Below are 22,134 nucleotides of genomic sequence, written 5' to 3'. Positions count from 1 at the left end.
TACTATAAGCTTAAAGTTAACTTTAAGGTCAAGTGTTAAATGCGTATAGGAGAACTGGCAAAGAATGTCGGCATAGAGACATCGACTATCCGCTATTATGAATCGATAGGGCTATTACCAGAAGTGCGCCGCACTGCGTCGGGCTATCGTATTTATTCTGAAGAATCGGTCGCGCGCATTAAATTGATTAAGTTAGCACAGACATTAGGATTTAAGCTGGACGAACTCGCACAGTTGTGGCGAGAAGGCGATACAACTCTGAGTTCTGCGCAACATGACGACATCATCGCTTCGTTGAAGCGACAGCGCCTTGCAATTTCGCAATCAATCTCAACGCTTAATCAACAACACGAACAGATTAACGCATTAATTAACCTATTGGGCACAACATGGGCATCTGGGCATTGCGCTAACTTCGATGATATAGAACAAATCCTTACCCTAAAAAAGAAGCATTCCTGAGCCGCTACTAGCTCATACATACGTATAAAACATGCTACCTAACGTTCTACTTAAATTCGTTATGATCGCGCGAATTTTGTAAGTAGAAAGGCAAAAACGACATGTTGAAAAAGTTAGTTGCTACCGCAGTATTGATGTTAACTGCACTAGGTGCGCAAGCAAATTTGATCAGTAACGGTAGTTTCGAAGATAACAATGTAAACCCTAATTCCTGGCGCTGGTTTTATTCATCAGACGTAAATGGTTGGTCCGGTAGCAATATCGAAATCTGGGATGACTTCTTAGGCGTTAAAGCGGTTGATGGTAGCCAATTTGCTGAGCTAAATGCACACGCCAACAACGGCCAACGCTTTTCGATTCAGCAATCTTTCGCGACGGATATTGGCAGTATTTATAACCTGTCATTCTTCTATAGTGCCCGCCGCTCAAACGACGAAGCATTCGAAGTTAGTCTAGCGAACGGTAATACATCGTTTTTCCAACAAGTGATGGCAGATCACGTGGTTGGCAGCTGGTCATTTTTTAATACTAGCTTCAAGGCCGTTTCTAACACGACCACGTTATTCTTTTCGACTATCAATCCTTGGGCAGGTACCTACGGTAACTTTATCGACAATGTGATTGTTACGGGTGCTCCAAGCCAATCTCAAGCAGTTTCTGAGCCTCCAGCAATCGCGTTGGCCGCAATATTCGCAGTTCTTCTTGTACTTCGATTAAAAAAGCGTCAAGTAAACCGCTAAACAGGCTAAGTATCTAAAACTACATAGATTCTCATTTCCAGACTGTGCTATTATGTTCAGTCTGGGGCTGATTAGGATTCGACAGGATTTGAGACGCTTTAGGTGCATGCAGAGGTGCGGTTTGCCTCTTTAAAAAGCCGCAATTAAATAGTCGCAAACGACGAAAACTACGCACTAGCCGCTTAATACCCGGCATAGGCCCTTCTACCCCAGCCTCTGTCCACTAGGCGGGGAATTGGAAGGTCATAAAAGTGGAATAGCGAGGGAAACTTGTCTAAGGTTGAACCGCGAAACAGTATTAGGCCAGCTGCAAGGAAATCCTGTTTGTCGGAGTTCCAAGTAGTTAAATAAAAGACAAAATAAGCATGTAGTACCGACGGTAGACACTTTCTGGACGCGGGTTCAAATCCCGCCAGCTCCACCAAATTAAAATCCGAGGAAATCCATCTTCACCATACAAGCCCTGACTTTCAGGGCTTTTTCATATATACTTAGACCATCACAATCCATTGCAATCCACCAGAATACCGTCACTTAAACAGTACATTTGACGGTATAACAAGTTTAATCAAGATTGCGATACCGTCACGAGGCGTTGTATGGGCAAACTAACTGCAACAGCTGTTACCAAAGCAAAATTTAAAGAAAGGCCAGTCAAGCTAACTGATGGTGGCGGGTTATACTTACTACTATCAAAGACTGGCGGCAAACACTGGCGCTATGACTACAGACATTCTGGGCGGAGAAAAACCTTATCACTTGGCTCATTTCCTGAAATAACGCTCGCCTCAGCACGACAAAGGCATCAAGAGGCAAGGACCCTTCTAGCCGAAGGCACTGACCCGAGCGAGGCAAAACGACTGAAGCAGCTTGAGAGCACCATAATAACTCAAAATACATTTAAGGCAGTCGCTACCGAATGGTATAAGTCAAAGATGACCGGTATGTCGCAAACGCATCGGGAAAGAACAACTCGCATACTCGACAAAAATTTGTTTCCAGCGATTGGCGAGCGCCCAATCAAAAATATAAATGCACCTGAATTGCTAGCATGCCTCAGGAAGATAGAAAGCAAAGGCACAATAGACACAGCTCACAGAGCAAAAAATGTTGCAGGTCAAGTTTTTCGATTCGGCATTGCATGCGGCAAGTGCGAAAGAGACCCCAGCCAAGATTTGAAAGGTGCATTGACCAACAAAACCACAAAACACCTTCCCACCCTGCTTGATAGCGAACGAATCAAAGAATTGCTTATCGCAATCAACAACTATCAAGGCTCCGCAAATGTGATTGCTGCATTGAAGATTTCAATCTTACTCTTTCAGCGTCCCGGCGAAATCCGTCACATGGAATGGTCTGAGATTAATTGGACTGATAAGCGCTGGGAAATCCCCGCAAACAAGGGTGGAGAAAACAAGAAAATCAACACTGACCACTTCGTACCACTATGCAAGCAAGCGCTGGATATATTAACCGAGCACCATAAGTTAACTGGTAATGGCAAATATGTATTCCCAAGCCCTCGTGGCGCATCAAGACCACTTAGCGAGAATGGTGTACGCACCGCGCTGCGCACAATGGGATTCACGAATGACGATATTACACCTCACGGCTTCAGGGCTATGGCTCGCACTTTACTAGATGAAAAGCTAGGTTATCGAGTCGACATCATCGAAGCACAACTTGCACATGCCGTGAAAGACCCGACTGGTAGAGCGTATAATCGCACATCGTTTTTAAAAGAGCGCACCGAGATGATGCAGGCGTGGGCTGATTATTTAAATTCGCTAAAGGAGCACGCAAGATGAGCAAAGGCCGACCTAAAGTGTACTCAAAAGAGATAATAATGCGGTTGCAGTATACATTCCTGAAAGAGTTTATTGAAATCGAGAGTGAAGGCAAAACAGCCACCATCAGGCGAGCATTTGACCAACTTAAATCAAGAGGAGTTATAACGAGAGCTACAAACATTGCAAATTACATCAAGAAAAAAGACATCAACAAAATGAATCCAACGACTTCGGAGTGGTCAAGTGAGAAAAATGAGCTAATTCTTCTTATTGATAAATACGCATACACAGAGAGCCGCCCATTCTCAGGAGTCTAAAAGTTTACAGAAAATAGTACAAAGTTAGCAAAAAAACACTGATTCTTCATAACAAAATCCCTTGGCATTTATTTAACTCCAATACCCCTCCATAGTGCTCCACGTCATTTAACGACAGGAGCACGACATGACAAATAAACGATTAATCCGACTTCCGGAAGTACTTAACAGGCTACCTATTAGCAAGTCCGCTTGGTGGGCTGGTATTCAATCTGGAAAATTCCCCAAACCCGTCAAAATCGGCCGCACCTCCGCGTGGGACGAAACCGAAATCAATCAATTAATCACCTCACTCAAAGAAGACGCATAGCGCGAGGAGCATATTCCAATGAGCGAATTTAACGAAAAACCATTTTCTGAAACACGTCGAAGCTATGAGGAGTTTCGCGTACAGTGCAACGCAGGACTACCTGAGTATGACGCTCGAGGCAGGCGACTGAGAAGGTTTGTGGCTGAATCAGGCCTTATAGAAGAAGTTCGAATACCAAGCCCCGAGCATGACAGGATTTATAATGCGATTAGAAAAACCGATGGTAGTTGTGACCATCCCTCATCCTGGTGGGTAAACATTGGACGCTACGTAAAAAAGCCGGTCGTTCTAGTTGAGCCCTACCACAACGAGCTTTCGAATTTCACTCATCCCGATTTAGCAGTAATTCAGGTGCCGCCCCGAATCGCGCCCTACAATGGTGGCGGCTACACAGATGAATGCGGCAACTACAAGGGCGGCACGCATTCATTTCTAATAATGAGCAAGATAAGCGAATCCACCCTACTGGAAATTCAAGCAAAACTCACAGAGGCTGCATCAATGATGCCCGAATGGGACGCAGTGGAGTAATCGATAATGAATGAATCCTCTATTGATGACGATTGGGCAGAAATAGACGCGCTTCTCGATTCTCTCGACAAGCTAGGTAATGAGGAGGTGCAGCAGGTTCATCCTGCTGCATCAACTAACCGCTTAAACTATCACCATGAGATTACGCAAACGCCATTTGACAAGTTAATAGGCTATTCAATAACTGGCAGAAGTAGTGAACTACAACAGCAGTTGCTCGACGACAGGTTTGTACTAGATGGAATTGCCATACTAGGCCAGTGGACAACGATATATGCCTCACCCAATACGGGTAAAACCCTGTTAACCATATGGTTACTTAGGCAGGCGGTACAAGCCGGTGAAGTGGACGGTGAAAAAGTATTTTATGTGAATGCAGATGACAACTTTCGAGGGCTTGTCGAAAAAGTTCAGTTGTTTGAAAAGGTCGGCGTGCACATGCTTGCACCACACCAGAATGGCTTTGACACACAAAGGTTAGTTGGCCTACTCAGTGAGCTTGCTACAAACGGTCAAGCGAGTGGCACTGTTATCATCTTGGATACACTTAAGAAGTTTACTGACTTAATGAACAAGCAGGAGGCCAGCAACTTTGGCGCAACCGCTCGCGCATTTGTTTCGAATGGCGGAACGCTGATAGCGCTAGCTCATACCAATAAGCACAAAAATGCGGAAGGAAAGTCAGTTTACAGCGGTACATCCGACATTAGAGACGATTCTGACTGTGTATTCATTATTGAAAAGCTGTCAGCACCCGATGATGCATTGCAGACTGTTGAATTTCAAAACAGCAAAGCGCGAGGTGACGTCGAAGATAAAGTGGGCTTCACGTACCGCAAGCAGAAAGGGCAAGCGTACGTAGAGTTGCTCAACTCTGTTCAGCGGGTCGACGCAGATATATTTGAAGAGCAGAAAGACCAACTGGCTGAACAGCAAAAGCTATTTAACGATGCGCCACTGATTAACTGTATACGCAAACTCATTGATGAAGGTGTCAACTCAAAGTCGCTGATTGTAAAACGCGCTAACGAGTTAAGCGGCGCTAGCACAAGAGTGGTTCGCAATGTTCTGGAAGAGCGAACTGGTAACCTATGGATACTTGGTCATAGATGGAAGAAAGAGGCGCGTGAGCACAATAAGTATGTGTACACCTGTATTGAGCAAGATGACACCAACTATCAGGGCTTGCACCCTGAATAGCTGAATATCTGGGTAGCTGGAATCGAAGCCTCGTCAGCATTAAGCGCCAGCAATCTCTGGTTTTGCAGATATGCAGTTATTCAGTTTTGCGTTACAGGGTGTGGCACATGAGGTCCGGGGTAAAAATGAACAATCGAAACAAATCGGCGTATATAGAAACTGCTGGCGGCAAGATAAAGTGTAGACAATGTCAAGCAATGTCAAAGCGCACTGAGAAACAGTGCCGCTCACCAGCGATGCGCAACAAAACTGTCTGCAGAATACATGGCGGCATGTCTACTGGCCCTAAAACGCCAGAGGGTAAGGCTCGCTGCTCTGCCCCGCATACTACCTATGGACATGAAACTCGGAAGATGCGAAAAGAGCGAGCCATTAAGGTTGCAGAGTTAAAATGCATTAGCGTTATTTTCAAAGGAGCTTGACAGCTAGGCCGTCAGGCGATTTTAGCGCAGTCTAGCGAAGAGCGGCTTCACATTCATTATCTGCAGCTTCATTGGTTATAACTATTTTTTTGTCGTTTTTATCAAAATAGGTTAGTCGCGTTCGAAAACCAATCGAGCCGGTGCTCTCTCCCGTACTATTTAACCCATCATTGATAAGGTTTTTCCACCCGCAGATTATCCCAGCTGACTTGCCAACTAGGAACTGCCTTATTTTGGAGGTATTTTCGCTATCAAAGGCAAGGTTATTCATCTTTGTGTGAATCTCTAGATAATACTCGTCAAGCGTGTCGTTCTTTGCGTAGCTGGCAAGAATAACATTGGTAGATTCATCCACTTTTTGGGGCAACGTTGCATTGTAGTTGGCTATTTGTGCGGAGATGCGCTCGTGAACGGTTGGCGCCGATGCGAGCTCTATGGCCTCGGGTGAGCAGTCAGTGCCGACATCAAAAGAATGGCTTGTTGCCGTTGAAGTGTCGCCGTTTTGCGTGATATCAAATGAAAGCTTTAAATTTAAAGGAAGTGCTTCAAAGTTATATCCATAGCGAGCAAAACTCTCGCGAAGCTGCGTCATTGTCTGACACCCACTTAAAACACTTAAGCGCTTGCCAACTGGTTCGACCCCCATTTTCTTTGCGTTTTGGAGCGCGCTCCCTCGCAAATGAATTTCTTGCCTCAAAACTGCATGTTGCGCATCTTTTTCTGCCCTCCCAAAATAGCCAAATCTTTCTCCCATCTGAATGGATTTCGTGAATGTTAATGCAATCGGCTGCAAATCTATTCCACTAGCGTTTTGAGGATACCCATTGTTAATATCAACCAAAGAAAGCTTGAGAATTTTTTCTGCTCTGTCTGCGTCATAATCATCCTGAAGCTGAGCGCTCGCAAGAAACGAAGGCAGAAAAATCACCATAGCAAAAACGTATTTCATTTTCGTAAACTCCTAATTAATTAATAAGCTCGACCAGCGTGTCACATGCTTGCTTATCGATACTAAATTCTGCGATTCGGCTTCCATGTTTATCTTCGTATTCATAAATGTATTCGCCGCCAAAACGAAGCGCAGTAATCATTTGCTCGTTTTTGCATACTTCTTTTTTCACGTTAGCGTAAATACTGGTTTTAATAATTTTGGGGTCTATCTGACTGGATGTATAATTTATTAATCGATAATGATAACTCAAAACAAGGTCGGAGCCGACTGATGCACCAATCAACTGCACCCCTTCATCAACAGTGATTGGGGCGTCAGAATTTATTTTTACAGCCGCTCTTTCTAAACCACGTTCGATGGCAAGTCTGGGGTTTTCGCTCATTTTCGTCTTTAACTCTTCGCCTTTTGAGGCTTCTTCAATAGAGGCTGAAACAATATACTTTAGAGTTGCGACAACACAAACTCCCACTAAAACAACTGCAATTGTGCCAGCTTTTTTGAAGGGGCTGCTCATGAGAAAAGTCCGAATATTGAAAAACAAGTATGTAAAAGTTTAACCGACCGCTAATCTATATGCTATTGCTATGCGAGCAATTTAATAGCTTTGGTATGCCGCGCTATATGATTTTGTGCGCAAAACAGTGTGTATAACTAATAAGCATGCTTTTCTCGCTAAGTGGGGGATACCCTGTGGGTGGGGTCGAAATTCTGAGAAAATCACTGAGCTCCTGACTGTTAAAAAAGTAAACCTATTCTCCTCAAGCGAAGTGAAAAGGCGGTATAAATGGCGGACAATGCGCGAACCCCAAATAAATAAGGCAATATATACATACACTTATGCCGCCAATTCAAATCCCGCCAGCTCCACCAAATACAAAACCCCGAAATGTTAAATGCATCTCGGGGTTTTTTAATGGCTAAATTTCACGCCCTAACCAGAATTTTTTACCTAACACTACATACCTGATTTTGTCACAACCTGCTTCCCGTCTATAGATACCGGTAACATGATATGTGCATATGGCGTATCCCCCCACATAATATAAGGGCCTCCTACATTCGGGTCTGATGGCAGCCCTTTTAGCATTTCCTTAGGTACAATCAGCATTACGTGAGGGCCAGTTTCCACATAGTCCTCAGCCTCACTGTGATTGTGGTGATACGGCGAGGAATTGCTGACACCTGAGCCACTCGGCTCTCCTTGTAACATGTAGGAGATCCCTATTCTGTCGGGTGTATAGTCAGCTTGCTTCATCAACGCCTGCATCATCTCCATCCATACCGCATCATTACACATTGGGGCGCGATCGCCTGGCATCGTATCCGGCATACATGTCCAGCCATTGTTCCCTTCTTTGAGCAATGTACCATCGCTATCAACAATCGTTGCATGTGCACTTATGGACGGTGGGGCTGCCGACATAGCTCGTTGAATTTTTATTTCTTTGGACTCTTCAGCAACAGATAAACCACTAAATACTATGAGTGCCGCAAGTCCTCCGACTTTATGAAGTTTCATAACAGTCTCCTGGAAGATTCAAAATTTGAATATTTGCTTGCGTGTCTTTTACGACATCGAGTTGACCTTCTCAGTATAGTCGTAATATTGAAAGGCGCTGGCCGGTAATGGTTAATACAATATTTAAATAGATTATCGTTGAAAGCTTACCCATTGCATATGTTGGCGCTCATTATTGCTAAATATTTGATGACGGTATAATTCTTATGAATTGTGATTCGAACGAATATTTGTTGTGCAGCTATTTATTAAACCGTTAAAAGTTTGATATGTTTACCTAAACCGAACGACAAAGTTGTGTTTATGCGTATAACCTTCTTGCGTATGGCCTCAGTCATATGTGCCCTTATGTTGGCAAATCTTGCAAACGCAATTGAGCAGCCTGTGCTCGTTGTCGATCAAAACGGGAATCCCGTTATTAATGCTGTAATTGCATTTAAAGCCCTACCTTCAGAGGTTGATAATACGGGCGTTGCGATCATGGACCAAATTAATAAACAGTTCTCGCCACAGGTCATCGCTATCCAAAAAGGACAAGCCGTTAAATTTCCCAATAGTGATGATATACGACATCACGTTTACAGTTTTTCCGCTATTAAGCCTTTTGAAATAAAACTGTATAAAGGCTCAAATGTAGATCCAATCATCTTTGATAAACCCGGTATTGGTATTTTAGGCTGCAATATTCACGACCAGATGACGGGGCATGTTTACGTTGCCGACAACGAACACGTTGCGGTAACGAATGAAAAGGGCGTAGCAACTTTTGTTCGCGACATACCGGACGAAGTGTCCGTTTGGCACTCTGACCTATCAATTGATGGCACGCATAAAATAACTGCCACCATTGACCGTTCAGATGCGGGTGCAATAGTTCACATAACACTCATTGAGCGTAAACCCAAAGAAGAACAAAGAACCTTTGGAAAACGCACCTTTGGGCGACAAAACTAATTATGGCCTCCCATTCGCTGAATAAACATGTATTCCGGCTTTCTGCCGGATTGGTGTTGATGTGCACCCTAGCGATTTTATTTAGTGTATGGTCATCCACTATTCAACACGCCAAACGACAACTCGGTGAAACCTTAGACGTTGCTGAATCTGTTGTTTTGGAAGTATTGCAAAGCCGAGAAGATCAATTATTCAATTCAGCTAGTGTTTTGGTCGACGATTATGGTTTTACTGATGCGGTTGCCACAGGCGACCGCGGCACTATTACCAGCGCCCTCGAGAATCACGGTGGTCGCGTTGGCGCAGATGTAATGGCGTTGATTTCTCTAGATGGCATAGTCAACAGTTCCACCACTGAAGGGCTCATACCCGCCAATGACTTTCCTTACCCGTCAATGATTGAAGACACCCTATCTAATGGCGGCGCAAGCGCATTGATCATTATCAATCAACAGCTGTATCAAGTATTAACCTTACTCGTAGAAGCTCCCCAGCCTATTGCCATTGCTGCCATAGGATTTAAGTTAGACACCGACTTTTTGCAGCGATTAAAGTCGATTACGTTGCTCGAAACGACCATCACCGCAATGCGCGACGACGATATGTTGTATGAACGCACCACCCTATCAGAAAGGCAAGCCGTATTTAGTGATACGACGAGTGTGGATGATTTATCATGGCTATCCTTCGTGGTGCTCAACCAAGCTCATCTGATCTCGCAGAGCATTCCCCTCTCTAAAAGTGGCTCATTAAGCGTTACCTTAGGGCTATCTGAAAACAGTCAACGCTTGTTTAACGAATTTAGCCAACTGCAATTGCGCATCAGCTTAATTGCAGCAGTTTGTTTGGTTATTTCATTAATATTGGGCGCAGCGGTCGCAAGGCGACTGTCCAGTCCGTTGAAACGATTGTCGGCGATCACCCAAGAAATAGCCGCTGGTGATTACGAGCAGCCCATTGAAATAGCGTCCAGCACTACGGAAATAGCCGAACTGTCAGGCTCTGTGCTGTCGATGCAAAGTAATATCAAATTGCGTGAACAACAAATTCAGTTCCAAGCGCAGCATGATTTGCTTACGGGGCTATTTAACCGTTACCGGGTGACCGAGATCATTGATCAATGGTTTGAAGAATCACGTCAGTTTCAGGTGATTGGCATAAATATTCTGGGCTTTAGAGGAGTGAATGATGTATTTGGCCATCATAATGGCGATCAATGCCTTAAAGTCATTGCAGAGCGTTTAAACAACTTAAATGGCACTGCCGCTCGCCTTAACGGCGGTGAATTCATTTGGCTGCCCGAGCCGCAAGTCGACATGGAGACTCTGCATAAAGTGCAACGAGCGTTGCAAGCGCCCATAGAAATCGACCACGTTATTATACCTTTGCGTATTTCTATAGGGGAACTGCACTGCCCAGACGACAGTTCAACATCTGCGGTCTTGTTAAAACGCCTCGCCATCACGCTCGATCAAGCCCGCGTTATGGAAGAGCATGTAGTCAGATACAACGCTGAGTTTGATGCCAAATACATGCGCAGAATGACCATCATTACAGAGCTTAAAAAAGCCCTTAACAGTGGTGGCGACTCTCTGTCACTGGCCTATCAACCAAAGCTGTCTTTGAATACAGGCCGCGTGACTCATGCCGAAGCCCTGATCCGGTGGAATAATGAGGTACTAGGCTTCGTGCCACCAGACGAATTTATTGCCATTGCCGAACAAGCGGGATTAATAGGCGATGTAACGGATTGGGTTGTACACAGAGCAGCACAAGATGCGCAATACTTTAACCAACAAGGTTATCACTTCTGTATCGCGATTAACTTATCCGCCAATGACATTCTCGACTCTACCCTGTTAACCCGTATCCAATCCCTTGTTGAAGAGTTTGGTTTGGCAAATGACTCACTGGCTTTTGAGATCACTGAAAGTGATTTAGTCACCGACGCAAACAAGGCCACGCAAGAGTTGAATGTATACCGAGAGGCAGGTTTTGCATTAGCGATTGATGATTTCGGTACCGGTTATTCTTCGCTAGCATATTTGAAAAGCCTACCGGTCACTGATCTAAAAATAGATAAAAGCTTTATTCTTAATTTAGACAGCAACGAAAATGACCAACAAATCGTACAGACTATTATCGGGCTAGCGCATAGCTTTGGACTACAAGTTATCGCTGAAGGTGTAGAAAATGCGGCAAGCCTTAAATTGCTTCATCGATGGCATTGTGAATATATTCAGGGCTATCATATTTGTCGTCCGCTGCCACGCGACCAGTTTATCAAGTGGCACCAAGAGAACCTAACGACTGAGTGGTTAAAACAATGAAAATGAAACTTGGACAATGGGCAATAATTGCTAGCGCGGCATGGTTATCCGTTCCAGCACAGGCTGCAGATGGTAAGTTGCTGGGCACTGCTGGACTAGTGCAAATTGAAGGTAGCGGCGGTGGTGGTATCGTACCTTGGGCCACATTGAGCGGCTACGACTCGCGCGAAGAGATTTCACTGAGTGCTGTTACAACGCAAGTCGACATCGACGATTATCGCCTGAACGTACTCGGTATCTCGGCCTCATTTTACGACAGGATTGAAATCAGTGCGGCGCACCATCGGTTCGATTTGAAGCAACTCGGTGGTGACATCAAACAAAATGTATTCGGTGTGAAATACCGCGTGTATGGTGATGCAGTTTACTCTGATTGGCCTCAAATCAGTGTTGGTTTACAACATAAGCGTTTGGAAGACAAAGCTATCGCTGCACTGGTAGGTGCTAAAGATAATAAAAGCGGTACTGATTTTTATATTGCCGCGACGAAAATTCACCTTGGTGCGATTGGTGGTTTTAATGCGGTTTGGAATCTAACTGCGCGCGCAACCAAAGCCAACCAATTAGGCCTATTGGGGTATGGTGGCAATGAAAACGACAGTTATGAGCTAATGTTGGAGGCCTCTGCTGGGGTTTTGTTGTCGAGAAATATTGCGATTGGTGCCGAGTACAGGCAAAAACCGGACAATCTTGGTTTAGGCGAAGATGACTGGGTAGACTATTTCATCAGTTATATCCCAAATAAACATTTTGCGTTAACGCTCGCATGGGCAGAACTCGGATCTATAGCGGGTGCTGATGACCAAAATGGCCTCTACCTTTCAATCAACGGACAGCTGTGGTGATGACTATGAAGCAATTGATGTTAGCCATAACCTTTTCTGCACTTGTGATGGGCTGTGCCAGTCGCCAAGAAAGTGTTTATATGCAGCTTGGTGGAGAAAGTAAAGTCACCGAAATCGTCGAAAATTTCGTCATGGAGATTGAAAAGGATCCCGTTATCCTGCCGTATTTCGAAGGCGCTAATATCGACAGGTTTATTGAAAAGCTCAGTGAACAAATATGTCATCGCACTGGAGGCCCCTGCGAGTACAGCGGTGACAGCATGGAAAAAGTGCACGGTGGCATGAATATCACTGAAACTGACTTTAATCGCACCGTCGATTTGCTAATCAATGCAATGAACAAAGCCAGCGTGCCGCATCGTTTACAGAATCAGGTTTTGCAAGCCCTTGCCCCAACCCGCAAGGAAATGCTCTATATGTGATGATGAAGCGCGGTAATAGATATCGACATGTAGACGTCAAGAAAAACAAAAGCCCGCTATGAAAGCGGGCTTTTTTAGTTCAAATTAGTGCAGAGCCTATAGACTCTGCTTACTACTGATTACCAAATTTTGACGCGAGCTTCAGGCGCTAAATACAACGCATTATCAGGTTTTACATCAAACGCGGTATACCACTCTGGTACGTTTCTTACTGCGCCGTTGGCACGGAACATAGAAGGCGAATGCGGATCAGTTTCTATGCGGGCACGTAAGGCTTCATCACGGTACTGATTAGCCCACACTTGGCCATAACCAATAAATACACGCTGAACGCCTGTAAAGCCGTCCAATACAGGTGCTTCTGCGCCGTTTAACGACATTTGGTATGCTTTCAGACCTATGCTGATACCACCTAAATCACCAATATTTTCGCCTAACGTAAACTCACCGTTAACGAATAACTCAGGTAAGGCTTCAAACGCATTATATTGAGAGACCAACGCACCGGTACGCACATTAAATTCATTGCGATCTTCTTCTGTCCACCAATTACGCATGACACCATCACCATCGAAAGTGCTACCGGCATCATCAAAACCATGGCCGATTTCATGACCAATAACAGCGCCGATACCGCCGTAGTTAACTGCGTCATCCGCTTTCAAATCGAAAAACGGCGGCTGTAAAATAGCGGCTGGGAATACAATTTCATTGGCCGGCGGATTGTAATAAGCGTTCACCGTTTGCGGTGTCATACCCCACTCAGTTTTATCAACAGGCTTGCCTTGCTTGTCCAGCATCTGCGCATAATTCCAATCAGCAGCGGCGCGCATATTGCCAACTAAGTCTTTCGCATCAATATTCAGTGCAGAATAATCTTTCCATTGGTCAGGGTAGCCAATCTTCACCGTAAACTTAGACAACTTATCCAACGCCTGTACGCGCGTTTCATCTGTCATCCAATCCAATTCTTTAATGCTTTCTTCGTAAGCTTTGAGCAGGTTATTCACCAACTCAGTCATACGCGCTTTAGCTTCAGGTGGGAAGTGACGCTTAACATATACCTTACCGATCACTTCACCTAATGTTGTATCCAACACACCTGTTGCTCTGCGCCACATGGGACGTTGTTCTTCAACGCCACGCAAAGCTTGTGAATAGAATGAGAAATGCTCGTTATCAATTTCTTCAGTTAACAGCGTAGAAGCGCCATTCAATACGCCCCACTTCAAATACGTTTGCCAATCCGCTAACGGGATCTGTGCAATAATACTATCGACTTGTGATAGGAAGTCTTCTTGCATGATGATCAGTTTTTCAGGCGTCTTGAACTCAGTAGCAGCTAAATAGCTGTCCCAATCAAACGTTGGCATTAGGGCTTTGATTTGCTCAACACTTAAGCCCTGATAATTTTCAGCCCAGTTCCGCGTCTGCTCTTTTTTCATGTGCAGCGCGGCAATGCGAGATTCTATGTCATACACCGTTTGAGCTTTTTCTGATGCATTCTCAAATCCAGCCAAGCTGAACATATTGGTTAGGTGCGTTTTGTATGCTGCACGGATAGCTTCTGATGCTTCCGCGTCTTTGAAATAATACTCACGGTCCGGTAAGCCTAAGCCCCCTTGCCATAAATATAGGCCGTACTCATCCGGCGATTTAAAGTCAGCATATTGGAAAAAGCTGACCGGTACGGATAGTTGGTAGCGGTTGGCATATCCAAAATAGGCCGCAAGCTCGCTGTAAGATGAAATCGCATCAATGCGTTTTAAATCAGCTTCTATTGGGCTTAACCCCAATGCATTACGCGTTTCCATATCCATGAAAGAGGTGTACATATCACCCACTTTCTGCTCATCAGAGCCATGAGGGAATGAACCGTTAGCTGATTCACGGATAATTTCAATCACATCTTCTTGTGCATCATCTGCTAACTTTGAAAAAGCACCGTAGGTAGAACGATCGGCGGGAATTTCATTATTTTTCAGAAATGAACCATTCACATAATTAAAGAAATCATCACCAGGGTTAATACTGAGATCCATATTTTCAACAAATACGCCTGAACGCAGTTGTTGTGTTTCTTCTTGAGTATTTTCAACCGCTACTGGCGTTTCCTGAGAAATAACTGTATTCGGATTACAGGCTGACAACGCAAGAGACGTTGCGACCGCCAACAAACTGAGCTTGCCTTTCATATCTTTCCTATAGTGTTGTTGTTACCATCGACGAGGTATTCTGTCACTTTTTTGCGATTTACGCAGGTAAATACACAGTTTGTAACATGTTTATCTACGTTACCACGACAAAAACATGAGCGCTTGTGGATATCCACGCAATTTCGCAAACAAAGGACTTACATTGACTGAAGACAATCCGATATAGTGGAAACACACCTTCTATTCTGAGGAGCTATTTGTGACTGAGCATACAACGCCTATCAATGAAGAATCAGAACATCTGCTTGAACTACGCCACCTTAAAATGGACGACTTTGCTGACATCAAAGAATTGATGGATGTTGTCTATGCACAAGTCGGTGGTGCCTGGACGCTAAAGGAATATAAGGCACAGATATCGACCTTTCCAGAAGGGCAAATTTGTATCGAGGACAAGGGTAAAGTTGTCGCTGCAGCGTTTTCCGTTATCGTTGATTATGAACAGTTTGGCGATAAGCACACCTATGATGAAATAACCGGCGATGCGTATTTAACCACTCATGATCCTAATGGTGATGTACTGTACGGTGTTGATGTATTTGTATCGCCAGAGTATCGCGGCATGCGTCTAGGCCAACGGCTTTACGAGGCGCGCAAGGAACTGTGTAGAAACCTGAACCTCAAATCCATAATTGCTGGCGGTCGTATTCCGAATTATTCCAAACACGCCGATATGATGTCGCCGTATGAATACATCGAACATGTAAAATCAAAAGACATCTACGATCCAACACTGACTTTCCAAATTTCAAACGGTTTTGAAGTGAAACAAGTACTCAAAGCCTATTTGCCTGAAGACAAAGCCTCACTGGGCTATGCCACGTTATTACAGTGGCATAATATTTATTACGATGCAGAAAAACCCAGCTTGATTGGAGGCAATAAAACCAACGCACGGATTGGTTGCGTGCAATGGCAAATGCGGTATTTTGAAAATGTCGGTGAATTGCTGCAACAAGTTGAATACTTTGTCGATGCACTAAGCGATTATAAATGTGATGTCGCCCTGTTCCCTGAGTTCTTCAATGCACCACTGATGGGCCTTAGCCCTTCTGACTCATCCATTGATGCGATCTGGCATTTAGCGACCTATACCGAAGAAATCTTAACTGCGATGTCGCATCTAGCGGTTAGTTACAATATCAATATTATTGCAGGCTCTATGCCGGTGATTGAAGATGATGAGCTGTATAACGTTAGCTATCTTTGCCACCGTGACGGCCAGATTGAAAATCAGCACAAGCTTCATCCGACTCCGCATGAAAAAGAAGACTGGATCATGAAAGGCGGAAACCAACTCACAGCCTTTGATACTGACTTTGGCAAGATTGGGATCCTAATATGCTACGACGTTGAGTTCCCTGAGCTTGCGCGCTTATTATCCGATCAAGAAATGCAGGTGTTATTTGTGCCGTTTTGGACCGACACCAAAAATGGCTATCTGCGCGTGCGACGCTGTGCTCAAGCGAGAGCGATTGAGAATGAGTGCTATGTTGCCATAGCCGGCAGTGTCGGCAATTTACCCAAAGTTGATAATGTGGATATTCAATATGGGCAGACAGCCGTATTCTCACCGTCAGATTTTGCCTTCCCGCATGACGCGATTGTATCCGAAACAACGCCGAACACCGAAATGACGCTGATTGTCGATCTTGATTTCGATAAATTGACCAAGTTGCAAAATGAAGGTTCTGTTAGGAATTACCTTGATCGTCGACGTGATTTATACCGTGTTGAATGGATAGGCAATAAGGACGATTAATCCATTGGAAACTCAAGCAGCATCGGGCTATCATGCTTGTCGCAACGAATTAAAATAACACCAGAGTGCTATTACACAATGAGTATTAGAAATGATGATGAATTACCACGGATCATGCTCGATGAAGAAGATCGACGTGGGTATCAACAAAAAGGAAAACCATCAACGGCTGGAACAGAATCCGTAAGTAGCCCTTCTGTAGCACCCGCGCCAACCTCTGGCGGTGGTAGTGGCTTAGCCGTTTTTGCGTTACTTCTTGCGCTTGGCGCTGGCGGTGCGGCGGGCTACCTGTATACGCAATTGCAAGCCCAACTTGCTACAGCGCAAGCGGCTGAAGCGCGCATAGCCGATCTCGAAAATCGCCTATCTGCTACTGGCGAAGAAATGGGTGAATCTACGGTCGCACTGCAAGTCAAAGTATCAGAGCTGTCTAACCGTGCCGAAGAGTTATGGGACCAAATGGATAAGCTGTGGGCTTCCGCATGGCGACGTAATCAAAAAGAAATTGGCGATTTAGGCACTAAGCTGGATGAACAGGTCGCTTCGCTAAGGTCGACCGCTAATAGCGCCAATCAAACAGCGAATAACAATAAAACCTCGCTTAATAGTATGACAACGCAATTAGAAAGCGTAGCGAGCGAGATGTTAGCAATTAACGTTCAGTTAGAACGACTGTCTGCCACAAACGGTGAAACCAACCGTGATCTTCAGTCTACAACCGAAAAACTGCGCCTGCTCGAACAGCGTAATGCGGCTCTAGTGACGCGTATCGGACAAATAGAAACAGAGATCCGTGATTTGGCCACGCGTATGGCAAGCGGTGGCGCAACGCCATAGCGTATATTGCAGATATAAAAAAAGCGCCTAAAGGCGCTTTTTTTATGAAATCGACATCGTATTAGCGACGTAGACCTAGACGCTTGATCAAATCAGAGTAACGCTCTGAGTTTTTACCTTTAAGGTAATCAAGCATTTTACGACGCTGGCTAACCATACGTAGCAAACCACGACGTGAGTGGTGGTCTTTCTTATTGCTAGCAAAGTGACCTTGAAGCTTGTTGATGTTGTGAGTTAACAACGCAACTTGTACTTCAGGTGAACCAGTATCGCCTTCTTTAGTCGCATATTCAGCAATGATTGCTGCAGATTCTTGTTTAGTGAGCATAGGATTCTCCTAATGAGTTTAAAGTACGAGCCAACCGATCACTAATTCAGCCTGGCTCAAAAGAGCGCGTATTATAGCGATGTGCCATAACAACGCAAGTTTTGTGTGCAATTAGCCTTGATTATTAAATACCACTAATCGCTTCGGTGTGATAAACGTATATTTATCAAAAAGCTGTGGCGATTGATCGCGTGAACGCTCTATGTGCTCACCCACGCCAATAAAGCGATCAGACTCTCCATTGATGCGCTGGTAAACACGCACATAATCACCCAGCGCGCAATCAATCTCACAACAAATGCTTTGCCCGCGCAGGAAACGTGCACCTATGGCCTCATCAACCGTCATAATAGGCAATTCACTGGCCGCGGCATCAATCGGCAATAACAACGCATCTAACGGAGAGAAATCGCCTTCTTCACTTTGCTCGGCTATCTCGGTCAACTGCTCCAGTGTATACATAGGTTCTTTAGCATAGTGAGACACAGCAACACGGTGTAGTTTAGACACATAAGCGCCACAACCTAATGCCTGCCCCATATCATCCACAAGGGTACGAATATAGGTACCTTTAGAACAATGCACCCGCATTTGAGCATTTACGCCATCAAATGCCAGCAACTCTAACGCATAAATAGTAATGTTGCGGGCTTCACGCTCGACGGTTATGCCTTTACGCGCATACCAGTACAAAGGCTTACCCTGATGCTTGAGAGCTGAAAACATCGATGGAATTTGTGTCGACTGACCGGTGAATGAGGATATCGCTTGTTCCAATGCATCCACATCAAAATTGACTGGACGCTCTTCAACAACCTCGCCGTCAGCATCTGACGTGGTTGTACGAATGCCAAAGGTTGCCGTCACTTCATAGGTTTTATTGGCATCTAACAGAAACTGAGAAAACTTTGTAGACTCACCTAAGCAAATAGGTAGCATACCTGATGCTAAAGGGTCTAAAGCGCCAGTGTGACCGGCTTTAGCGGCTTTAAATAACCGTTTAACTCGTTGTAATGCGTCGTTTGAAGAAAGCTCAAGCCCTTTGTTAAGCATGAGCATGCCGTTGATTGCACGGCCTTTATTTCGTCGCCCCACTAATTATCCTCTTCAGGATCTTTTTTGCCTGAGCGGCGCTCATCTTCAGCAATCGTTTGGGAAACTAAGTTTGAGATCCGGATCCCTTCCGTCAAAGATGAATCCCGAACAAAGTGAATAGCCGGCACTGCACGCATTCTAATGCGCTTGGCCAACAATGAACGAACCATGCCTTTGGCGTCTTGTAACAGCTTCAGGTTTTCTTCAATAACAGCTTGGTCGTTTTCATAAAAGGTCACGAAAACTTTTGCATGCGCAAGATCTCTTGATACTTCAACGCCAGACACTGTGACCATAATTAAACCTGGAATGCGGTGTTTGACTTCGTTTTGCAGGATACTTGCTACTTCTTTATGGATCTGCTGCGATACACGATCGGTACGAGAAAATTCGCGAGCCATAGAATACTCCTTACATATACGTCTTAAGCGCAAAACGGAGGCTTGCGCCTCCGTTTACACACAAAGACTCATGCGTTAATTAGATTTCGCGTTTAACTTCAACCACTTCGAATACTTCGATTTGGTCGCCGACTTTAACGTCATTATAGTTCTTAACGCCGATACCACATTCCATGCCGTTACGCACTTCCTGCACATCATCTTTAAAGCGACGCAGTGACTCTAGCTCACCTTCGTAAATAACCACGTTGTCACGTAGTACACGTATAGGGTTGCTACGCTTCACGATACCTTCGGTCACCATACAGCCCGCAATTGCACCCAGCTTCGGCGACTTAAATACGTCACGCACTTCAGCAAGACCAATGATCTCCTGCTTAAATTCTGGCGCCAACATACCGCTCATTGCTTGTTTAACTTCGTCAATGAGGTTGTAGATAACACTGTAGTAACGTAAATCAATTTCTTCGTTTTCAATTACACGACGCGCTGTTGCATCGGCACGCACGTTAAAACCAAGAATAATCGCACTTGAGGCTGCTGCAAGGCTAGCATCCGTTTCCGTGATACCACCAACACCGCTACCCACGATATTAACTTTCACTTCGTCGGTCGATAGCTTGATCAACGATTCAGAAATCGCTTCAACCGAACCTTGAACATCGGCTTTTAGTACAATGTTCAACTCGCTAACATCACCAGCTTCCATGTTGGCAAACATGTTTTCCAGCTTCGCTTTTTGTTGTTTAGCCAGCTTCAGTTCACGCTGTTTAGAATGACGTTTCGCCGCTACTTCACGGGCTTTACGCTCGTCTTTCACCACTAACGCATCTTCACCGGCAATTGGAACGCCTGACAGACCTAATACTTCTACAGGTGTTGATGGGCCGGCAAGTTTAACGTCATGACCATTTTCATCACGCATCGCTCTAACGCGACCATATTCTTCACCACACAGTAAGATATCACCGGCCTTCAATTCGCCTTGTTGCACCAATACAGATGCAACTGGACCACGGCCCTTATCCAAACGAGACTCAATAACGATACCACGCCCAGGGCCTTTCGCTACTGCTTGTAAGTCAAGAAGTTCAGCCTGTAATGTGATGGCATCTAACAGCTCATCAATACCCATACCGGTTTTTGCCGATACATTAACGAATTGGTGCTCACCGCCCCACTCTTCTGAAATAACTTCAAGTTGAGAGAGCTCGGTCTTAACGCGATCTGGATCAGCGGTTTCCTTATCCATTTTGTTAACCGCAACGATTAACGGAACGCCCGCAGCGCGGCTGTGTTGAACCGCTTCTTTAGTTTGCGGCATTACACCGTCATCGGCAGCGACTACTAACACAACGATATCTGTTGCCGTAGCACCACGTGCACGCATCGCAGTAAACGCGGCGTGTCCGGGAGTATCTAAGAATGTGATACGACCTTTATCGGTTTCTACGCTATATGCACCAATGTGCTGAGTAATACCACCCGCTTCACTGTCTGCTACTTTTGCACGACGAATGTGGTCAAGCAGTGACGTTTTACCGTGGTCAACGTGACCCATAATGGTAACGACCGGTGCACGCGTTGTTTTGTCGCCTTCTTCCGAATCGGCTAACAATTCGTCTTCTAACGCATTGTCATTTACTAACTCATACTTGTGACCCATTTCTTCGATCACAAGAACAGCGGTGTCTTGATCAAGCACCTGATTAATCGTGGCCATTTCGCCCATTTTCATCATGGTTTTGATCACTTCAGTCGCTTTAATCGCCATGCGGCTAGCAAGTTCACCCACCGTAATGGTTTCACCCAACTTAACCACACGTTCAACAGGAGAAGCTGGCTTTTGGAAGCTATGCTTGAGGTCTTCCCCAGCATTTTTGCGCTTCTTGCGACGGCGTGAAGAACGCTCTACTTGCATGTCTTCTTCGTCTTCAGCTTCCTGCGCGTAACGGTTTGAGTGCAAATGCACCTCTTCCGCTTCTTCACGCTTACGGCGCTCTTCTTCTTCTTTCCAGCGACGTTCGTTTTCTTCCGCTAACTTACGTGCTTCATCAGCAGCACGCTTTGCGTCTTCTTCCAACTTACGTTGCGCTTCTTCTTCCTGTTGCTTCTTAATACGCTCAGCTTCTTTCTGAGCCGCTTCTTGCTCAGCTTTCTCTTCTGGCGATAAAGCAGACTCGGCCGCTTTACGCTCTTCTGCTTCACGTTTTGCTTTTTCTGCTCGTGCCGCTCGCTCTGCTTCTTGAGCTTTGCGTGCTTCATCCGCTTTACGCTTCGCTTCTTCTGCTGCTTTACGCGCATTATCAGCCGCTTCTTGTTCAGCTTTACGACGAGCTTCCGCTGCTTCAGCTTCTTCAGCTTTACGTTTAGCTTCTTCTTCCGCTAAACGTTGCTCTTCAACTTCAGTGCGTTTTACATACGTACGTTTCTTACGAACCTCAACTTTAACAGCCTTAGATTTCCCAACACTTAATGTGCTAGTTGTCTTACGCTGAAGTGTCATACGTTTAGGCTCTTCAGAGCCAGAACCACCGTGTTGTTTGCTAAGATAGTCCAAAAGCTGACGCTTTTCGTCTTCTGTGACACTATCTGCGGCTGTCTTAGCGATACCCGCATCTTTAAACTGAGTTAACAGTCGGTCAACTGTTGTGCCAATATCATTGGCGAGTTTTTCAATGGATACTTCTGCCATTACTCG

22 protein-coding genes and 1 other RNA gene are annotated in these 22,134 nt (G+C 45.0%); 15 read left to right on the top strand and 8 right to left on the bottom strand.

The window, feature by feature from the left end:
• The first annotated feature begins 39 nt into the window (after positions 1 to 39).
• The 9 genes from CSH93_RS00345 to CSH93_RS18245 all read left to right on the top strand — a co-directional run bounded on the left by CSH93_RS00345 (position 40) and on the right by CSH93_RS18245 (position 5,772).
• Positions 40 to 462 carry a MerR family transcriptional regulator gene (locus CSH93_RS00345; RefSeq protein WP_100640748.1) on the top strand — a complete coding sequence of 141 codons (423 nt, stop codon included), beginning with the start codon at positions 40 to 42 and terminating at the stop codon, positions 460 to 462.
• Between the two features lie 101 nt (positions 463 to 563).
• On the top strand, positions 564 to 1,202 hold the full coding sequence (locus CSH93_RS00340; protein ID WP_100640746.1) for a DUF642 domain-containing protein: 639 nt from the start codon (positions 564 to 566) through the stop codon (positions 1,200 to 1,202).
• Between the two features lie 63 nt (positions 1,203 to 1,265).
• Positions 1,266 to 1,626: a transfer-messenger RNA gene (ssrA, locus tag CSH93_RS00335) on the top strand.
• A 175-nt stretch (positions 1,627 to 1,801) separates the two neighbouring features.
• Positions 1,802 to 3,010, top strand: a complete 1,209-nt coding sequence (locus CSH93_RS00330) for a tyrosine-type recombinase/integrase (protein WP_100640744.1) — start codon at positions 1,802 to 1,804, stop codon at positions 3,008 to 3,010.
• Entirely contained in the window at positions 3,007 to 3,309 is a 303-nt protein-coding gene (locus CSH93_RS00325) for a hypothetical protein (protein ID WP_100640742.1), read from the top strand. Before CSH93_RS00330 ends, CSH93_RS00325 begins: the two co-directional genes overlap by 4 nt.
• Before the next feature lie 127 nt (positions 3,310 to 3,436).
• Positions 3,437 to 3,619 (top strand): helix-turn-helix transcriptional regulator, encoded by a 183-nt coding sequence (locus tag CSH93_RS00320; RefSeq protein ID WP_100640740.1) that lies wholly within the window; start codon positions 3,437 to 3,439, stop codon positions 3,617 to 3,619.
• A gap of 18 nt (positions 3,620 to 3,637) precedes the next feature.
• Positions 3,638 to 4,150 (top strand): hypothetical protein, encoded by a 513-nt coding sequence (locus CSH93_RS00315; protein ID WP_100640738.1) that lies wholly within the window; start codon positions 3,638 to 3,640, stop codon positions 4,148 to 4,150.
• 6 nt (positions 4,151 to 4,156) lie between these two features.
• Positions 4,157 to 5,350 (top strand): AAA family ATPase, encoded by a 1,194-nt coding sequence (locus CSH93_RS00310; RefSeq protein WP_100640736.1) that lies wholly within the window; start codon positions 4,157 to 4,159, stop codon positions 5,348 to 5,350.
• A 107-nt stretch (positions 5,351 to 5,457) separates the two neighbouring features.
• A complete protein-coding gene (locus CSH93_RS18245) occupies positions 5,458 to 5,772 on the top strand; it encodes an HGGxSTG domain-containing protein (RefSeq protein WP_100640734.1) in 315 nt (104 codons plus the stop codon).
• 31 nt (positions 5,773 to 5,803) lie between these two features.
• Here the strand turns inward: CSH93_RS18245 and CSH93_RS00300 are convergent, their stop codons facing one another.
• The 3 genes from CSH93_RS00300 to CSH93_RS00290 form a co-directional block, all read right to left on the bottom strand.
• Entirely contained in the window at positions 5,804 to 6,721 is a 918-nt protein-coding gene (locus CSH93_RS00300; protein ID WP_100640732.1) for a hypothetical protein, read from the bottom strand.
• A gap of 16 nt (positions 6,722 to 6,737) precedes the next feature.
• The gene (locus CSH93_RS00295) at positions 6,738 to 7,238 is read right to left on the bottom strand and encodes a hypothetical protein (protein ID WP_100640730.1); all 501 of its coding nucleotides are present in this window, start codon (positions 7,236 to 7,238) and stop codon (positions 6,738 to 6,740) included.
• A gap of 441 nt (positions 7,239 to 7,679) precedes the next feature.
• Positions 7,680 to 8,243 (bottom strand): hypothetical protein, encoded by a 564-nt coding sequence (locus CSH93_RS00290; protein ID WP_205663163.1) that lies wholly within the window; start codon positions 8,241 to 8,243, stop codon positions 7,680 to 7,682.
• 303 nt (positions 8,244 to 8,546) lie between these two features.
• On the opposite strand from CSH93_RS00290, the gene CSH93_RS00285 reads away from it, so the two are divergent.
• From CSH93_RS00285 to CSH93_RS00270, 4 genes are read left to right on the top strand one after another with little or no spacing between them, the layout of a single operon-like run.
• Positions 8,547 to 9,197: a methylamine utilization protein gene (locus tag CSH93_RS00285; protein ID WP_100640728.1), complete on the top strand. Its 651-nt coding sequence runs from the start codon at positions 8,547 to 8,549 to the stop codon at positions 9,195 to 9,197.
• Between the two features lie 2 nt (positions 9,198 to 9,199).
• Positions 9,200 to 11,527: a bifunctional diguanylate cyclase/phosphodiesterase gene (locus tag CSH93_RS00280; RefSeq protein ID WP_100640712.1), complete on the top strand. Its 2,328-nt coding sequence runs from the start codon at positions 9,200 to 9,202 to the stop codon at positions 11,525 to 11,527.
• Between the two features lie 2 nt (positions 11,528 to 11,529).
• The gene (locus CSH93_RS00275; protein ID WP_240615490.1) at positions 11,530 to 12,372 is read left to right on the top strand and encodes a DUF3034 family protein; all 843 of its coding nucleotides are present in this window, start codon (positions 11,530 to 11,532) and stop codon (positions 12,370 to 12,372) included.
• Positions 12,373 to 12,377: 5 nt separating this feature from the next.
• Complete coding sequence (locus CSH93_RS00270) at positions 12,378 to 12,794, top strand: group I truncated hemoglobin (RefSeq protein WP_338063487.1); 417 nt, start codon at positions 12,378 to 12,380, stop codon at positions 12,792 to 12,794.
• A 119-nt stretch (positions 12,795 to 12,913) separates the two neighbouring features.
• On the opposite strand, the gene CSH93_RS00265 is transcribed toward CSH93_RS00270, so the two are convergent.
• On the bottom strand, positions 12,914 to 14,989 hold the full coding sequence (locus CSH93_RS00265) for a M13 family metallopeptidase (protein ID WP_100640706.1): 2,076 nt from the start codon (positions 14,987 to 14,989) through the stop codon (positions 12,914 to 12,916).
• A 286-nt stretch (positions 14,990 to 15,275) separates the two neighbouring features.
• Here CSH93_RS00265 and CSH93_RS00260 point away from each other — a divergent pair, with 286 nt between their 5' ends.
• Entirely contained in the window at positions 15,276 to 16,772 is a 1,497-nt protein-coding gene (locus tag CSH93_RS00260) for a GNAT family N-acetyltransferase (RefSeq protein ID WP_100642288.1), read from the top strand.
• A 78-nt stretch (positions 16,773 to 16,850) separates the two neighbouring features.
• A complete protein-coding gene (locus CSH93_RS00255; RefSeq protein WP_100640704.1) occupies positions 16,851 to 17,609 on the top strand; it encodes a hypothetical protein in 759 nt (252 codons plus the stop codon).
• 61 nt (positions 17,610 to 17,670) lie between these two features.
• Here CSH93_RS00255 and rpsO read toward each other — a convergent pair whose 3' ends face one another.
• The 4 genes from rpsO to infB all read right to left on the bottom strand — a co-directional run bounded on the left by rpsO (position 17,671) and on the right by infB (position 22,128).
• Positions 17,671 to 17,937: a 30S ribosomal protein S15 gene (rpsO, locus tag CSH93_RS00250; protein ID WP_100640702.1), complete on the bottom strand. Its 267-nt coding sequence runs from the start codon at positions 17,935 to 17,937 to the stop codon at positions 17,671 to 17,673.
• Between the two features lie 111 nt (positions 17,938 to 18,048).
• Positions 18,049 to 19,032: a tRNA pseudouridine(55) synthase TruB gene (truB, locus tag CSH93_RS00245; RefSeq protein ID WP_100640700.1), complete on the bottom strand. Its 984-nt coding sequence runs from the start codon at positions 19,030 to 19,032 to the stop codon at positions 18,049 to 18,051.
• The gene (gene rbfA, locus CSH93_RS00240) at positions 19,032 to 19,433 is read right to left on the bottom strand and encodes a 30S ribosome-binding factor RbfA (RefSeq protein WP_100640698.1); all 402 of its coding nucleotides are present in this window, start codon (positions 19,431 to 19,433) and stop codon (positions 19,032 to 19,034) included. Before rbfA ends, truB begins: the two co-directional genes overlap by 1 nt.
• A gap of 79 nt (positions 19,434 to 19,512) precedes the next feature.
• Positions 19,513 to 22,128 (bottom strand): translation initiation factor IF-2, encoded by a 2,616-nt coding sequence (gene infB / locus CSH93_RS00235; RefSeq protein ID WP_100640696.1) that lies wholly within the window; start codon positions 22,126 to 22,128, stop codon positions 19,513 to 19,515.
• Between the last annotated feature and the right edge of the window lie 6 nt (positions 22,129 to 22,134).

The sequence above is a fragment of the Neoalteromonas facilis genome (assembly GCF_002807665.1).
GTDB classification, from domain to species: domain Bacteria; phylum Pseudomonadota; class Gammaproteobacteria; order Enterobacterales; family Alteromonadaceae; genus Alteromonas_E; species Alteromonas_E facilis.
Note: the sequence above shows the minus strand (reverse complement) of the source record. Positions and strands in the feature narration are given on the sequence as shown.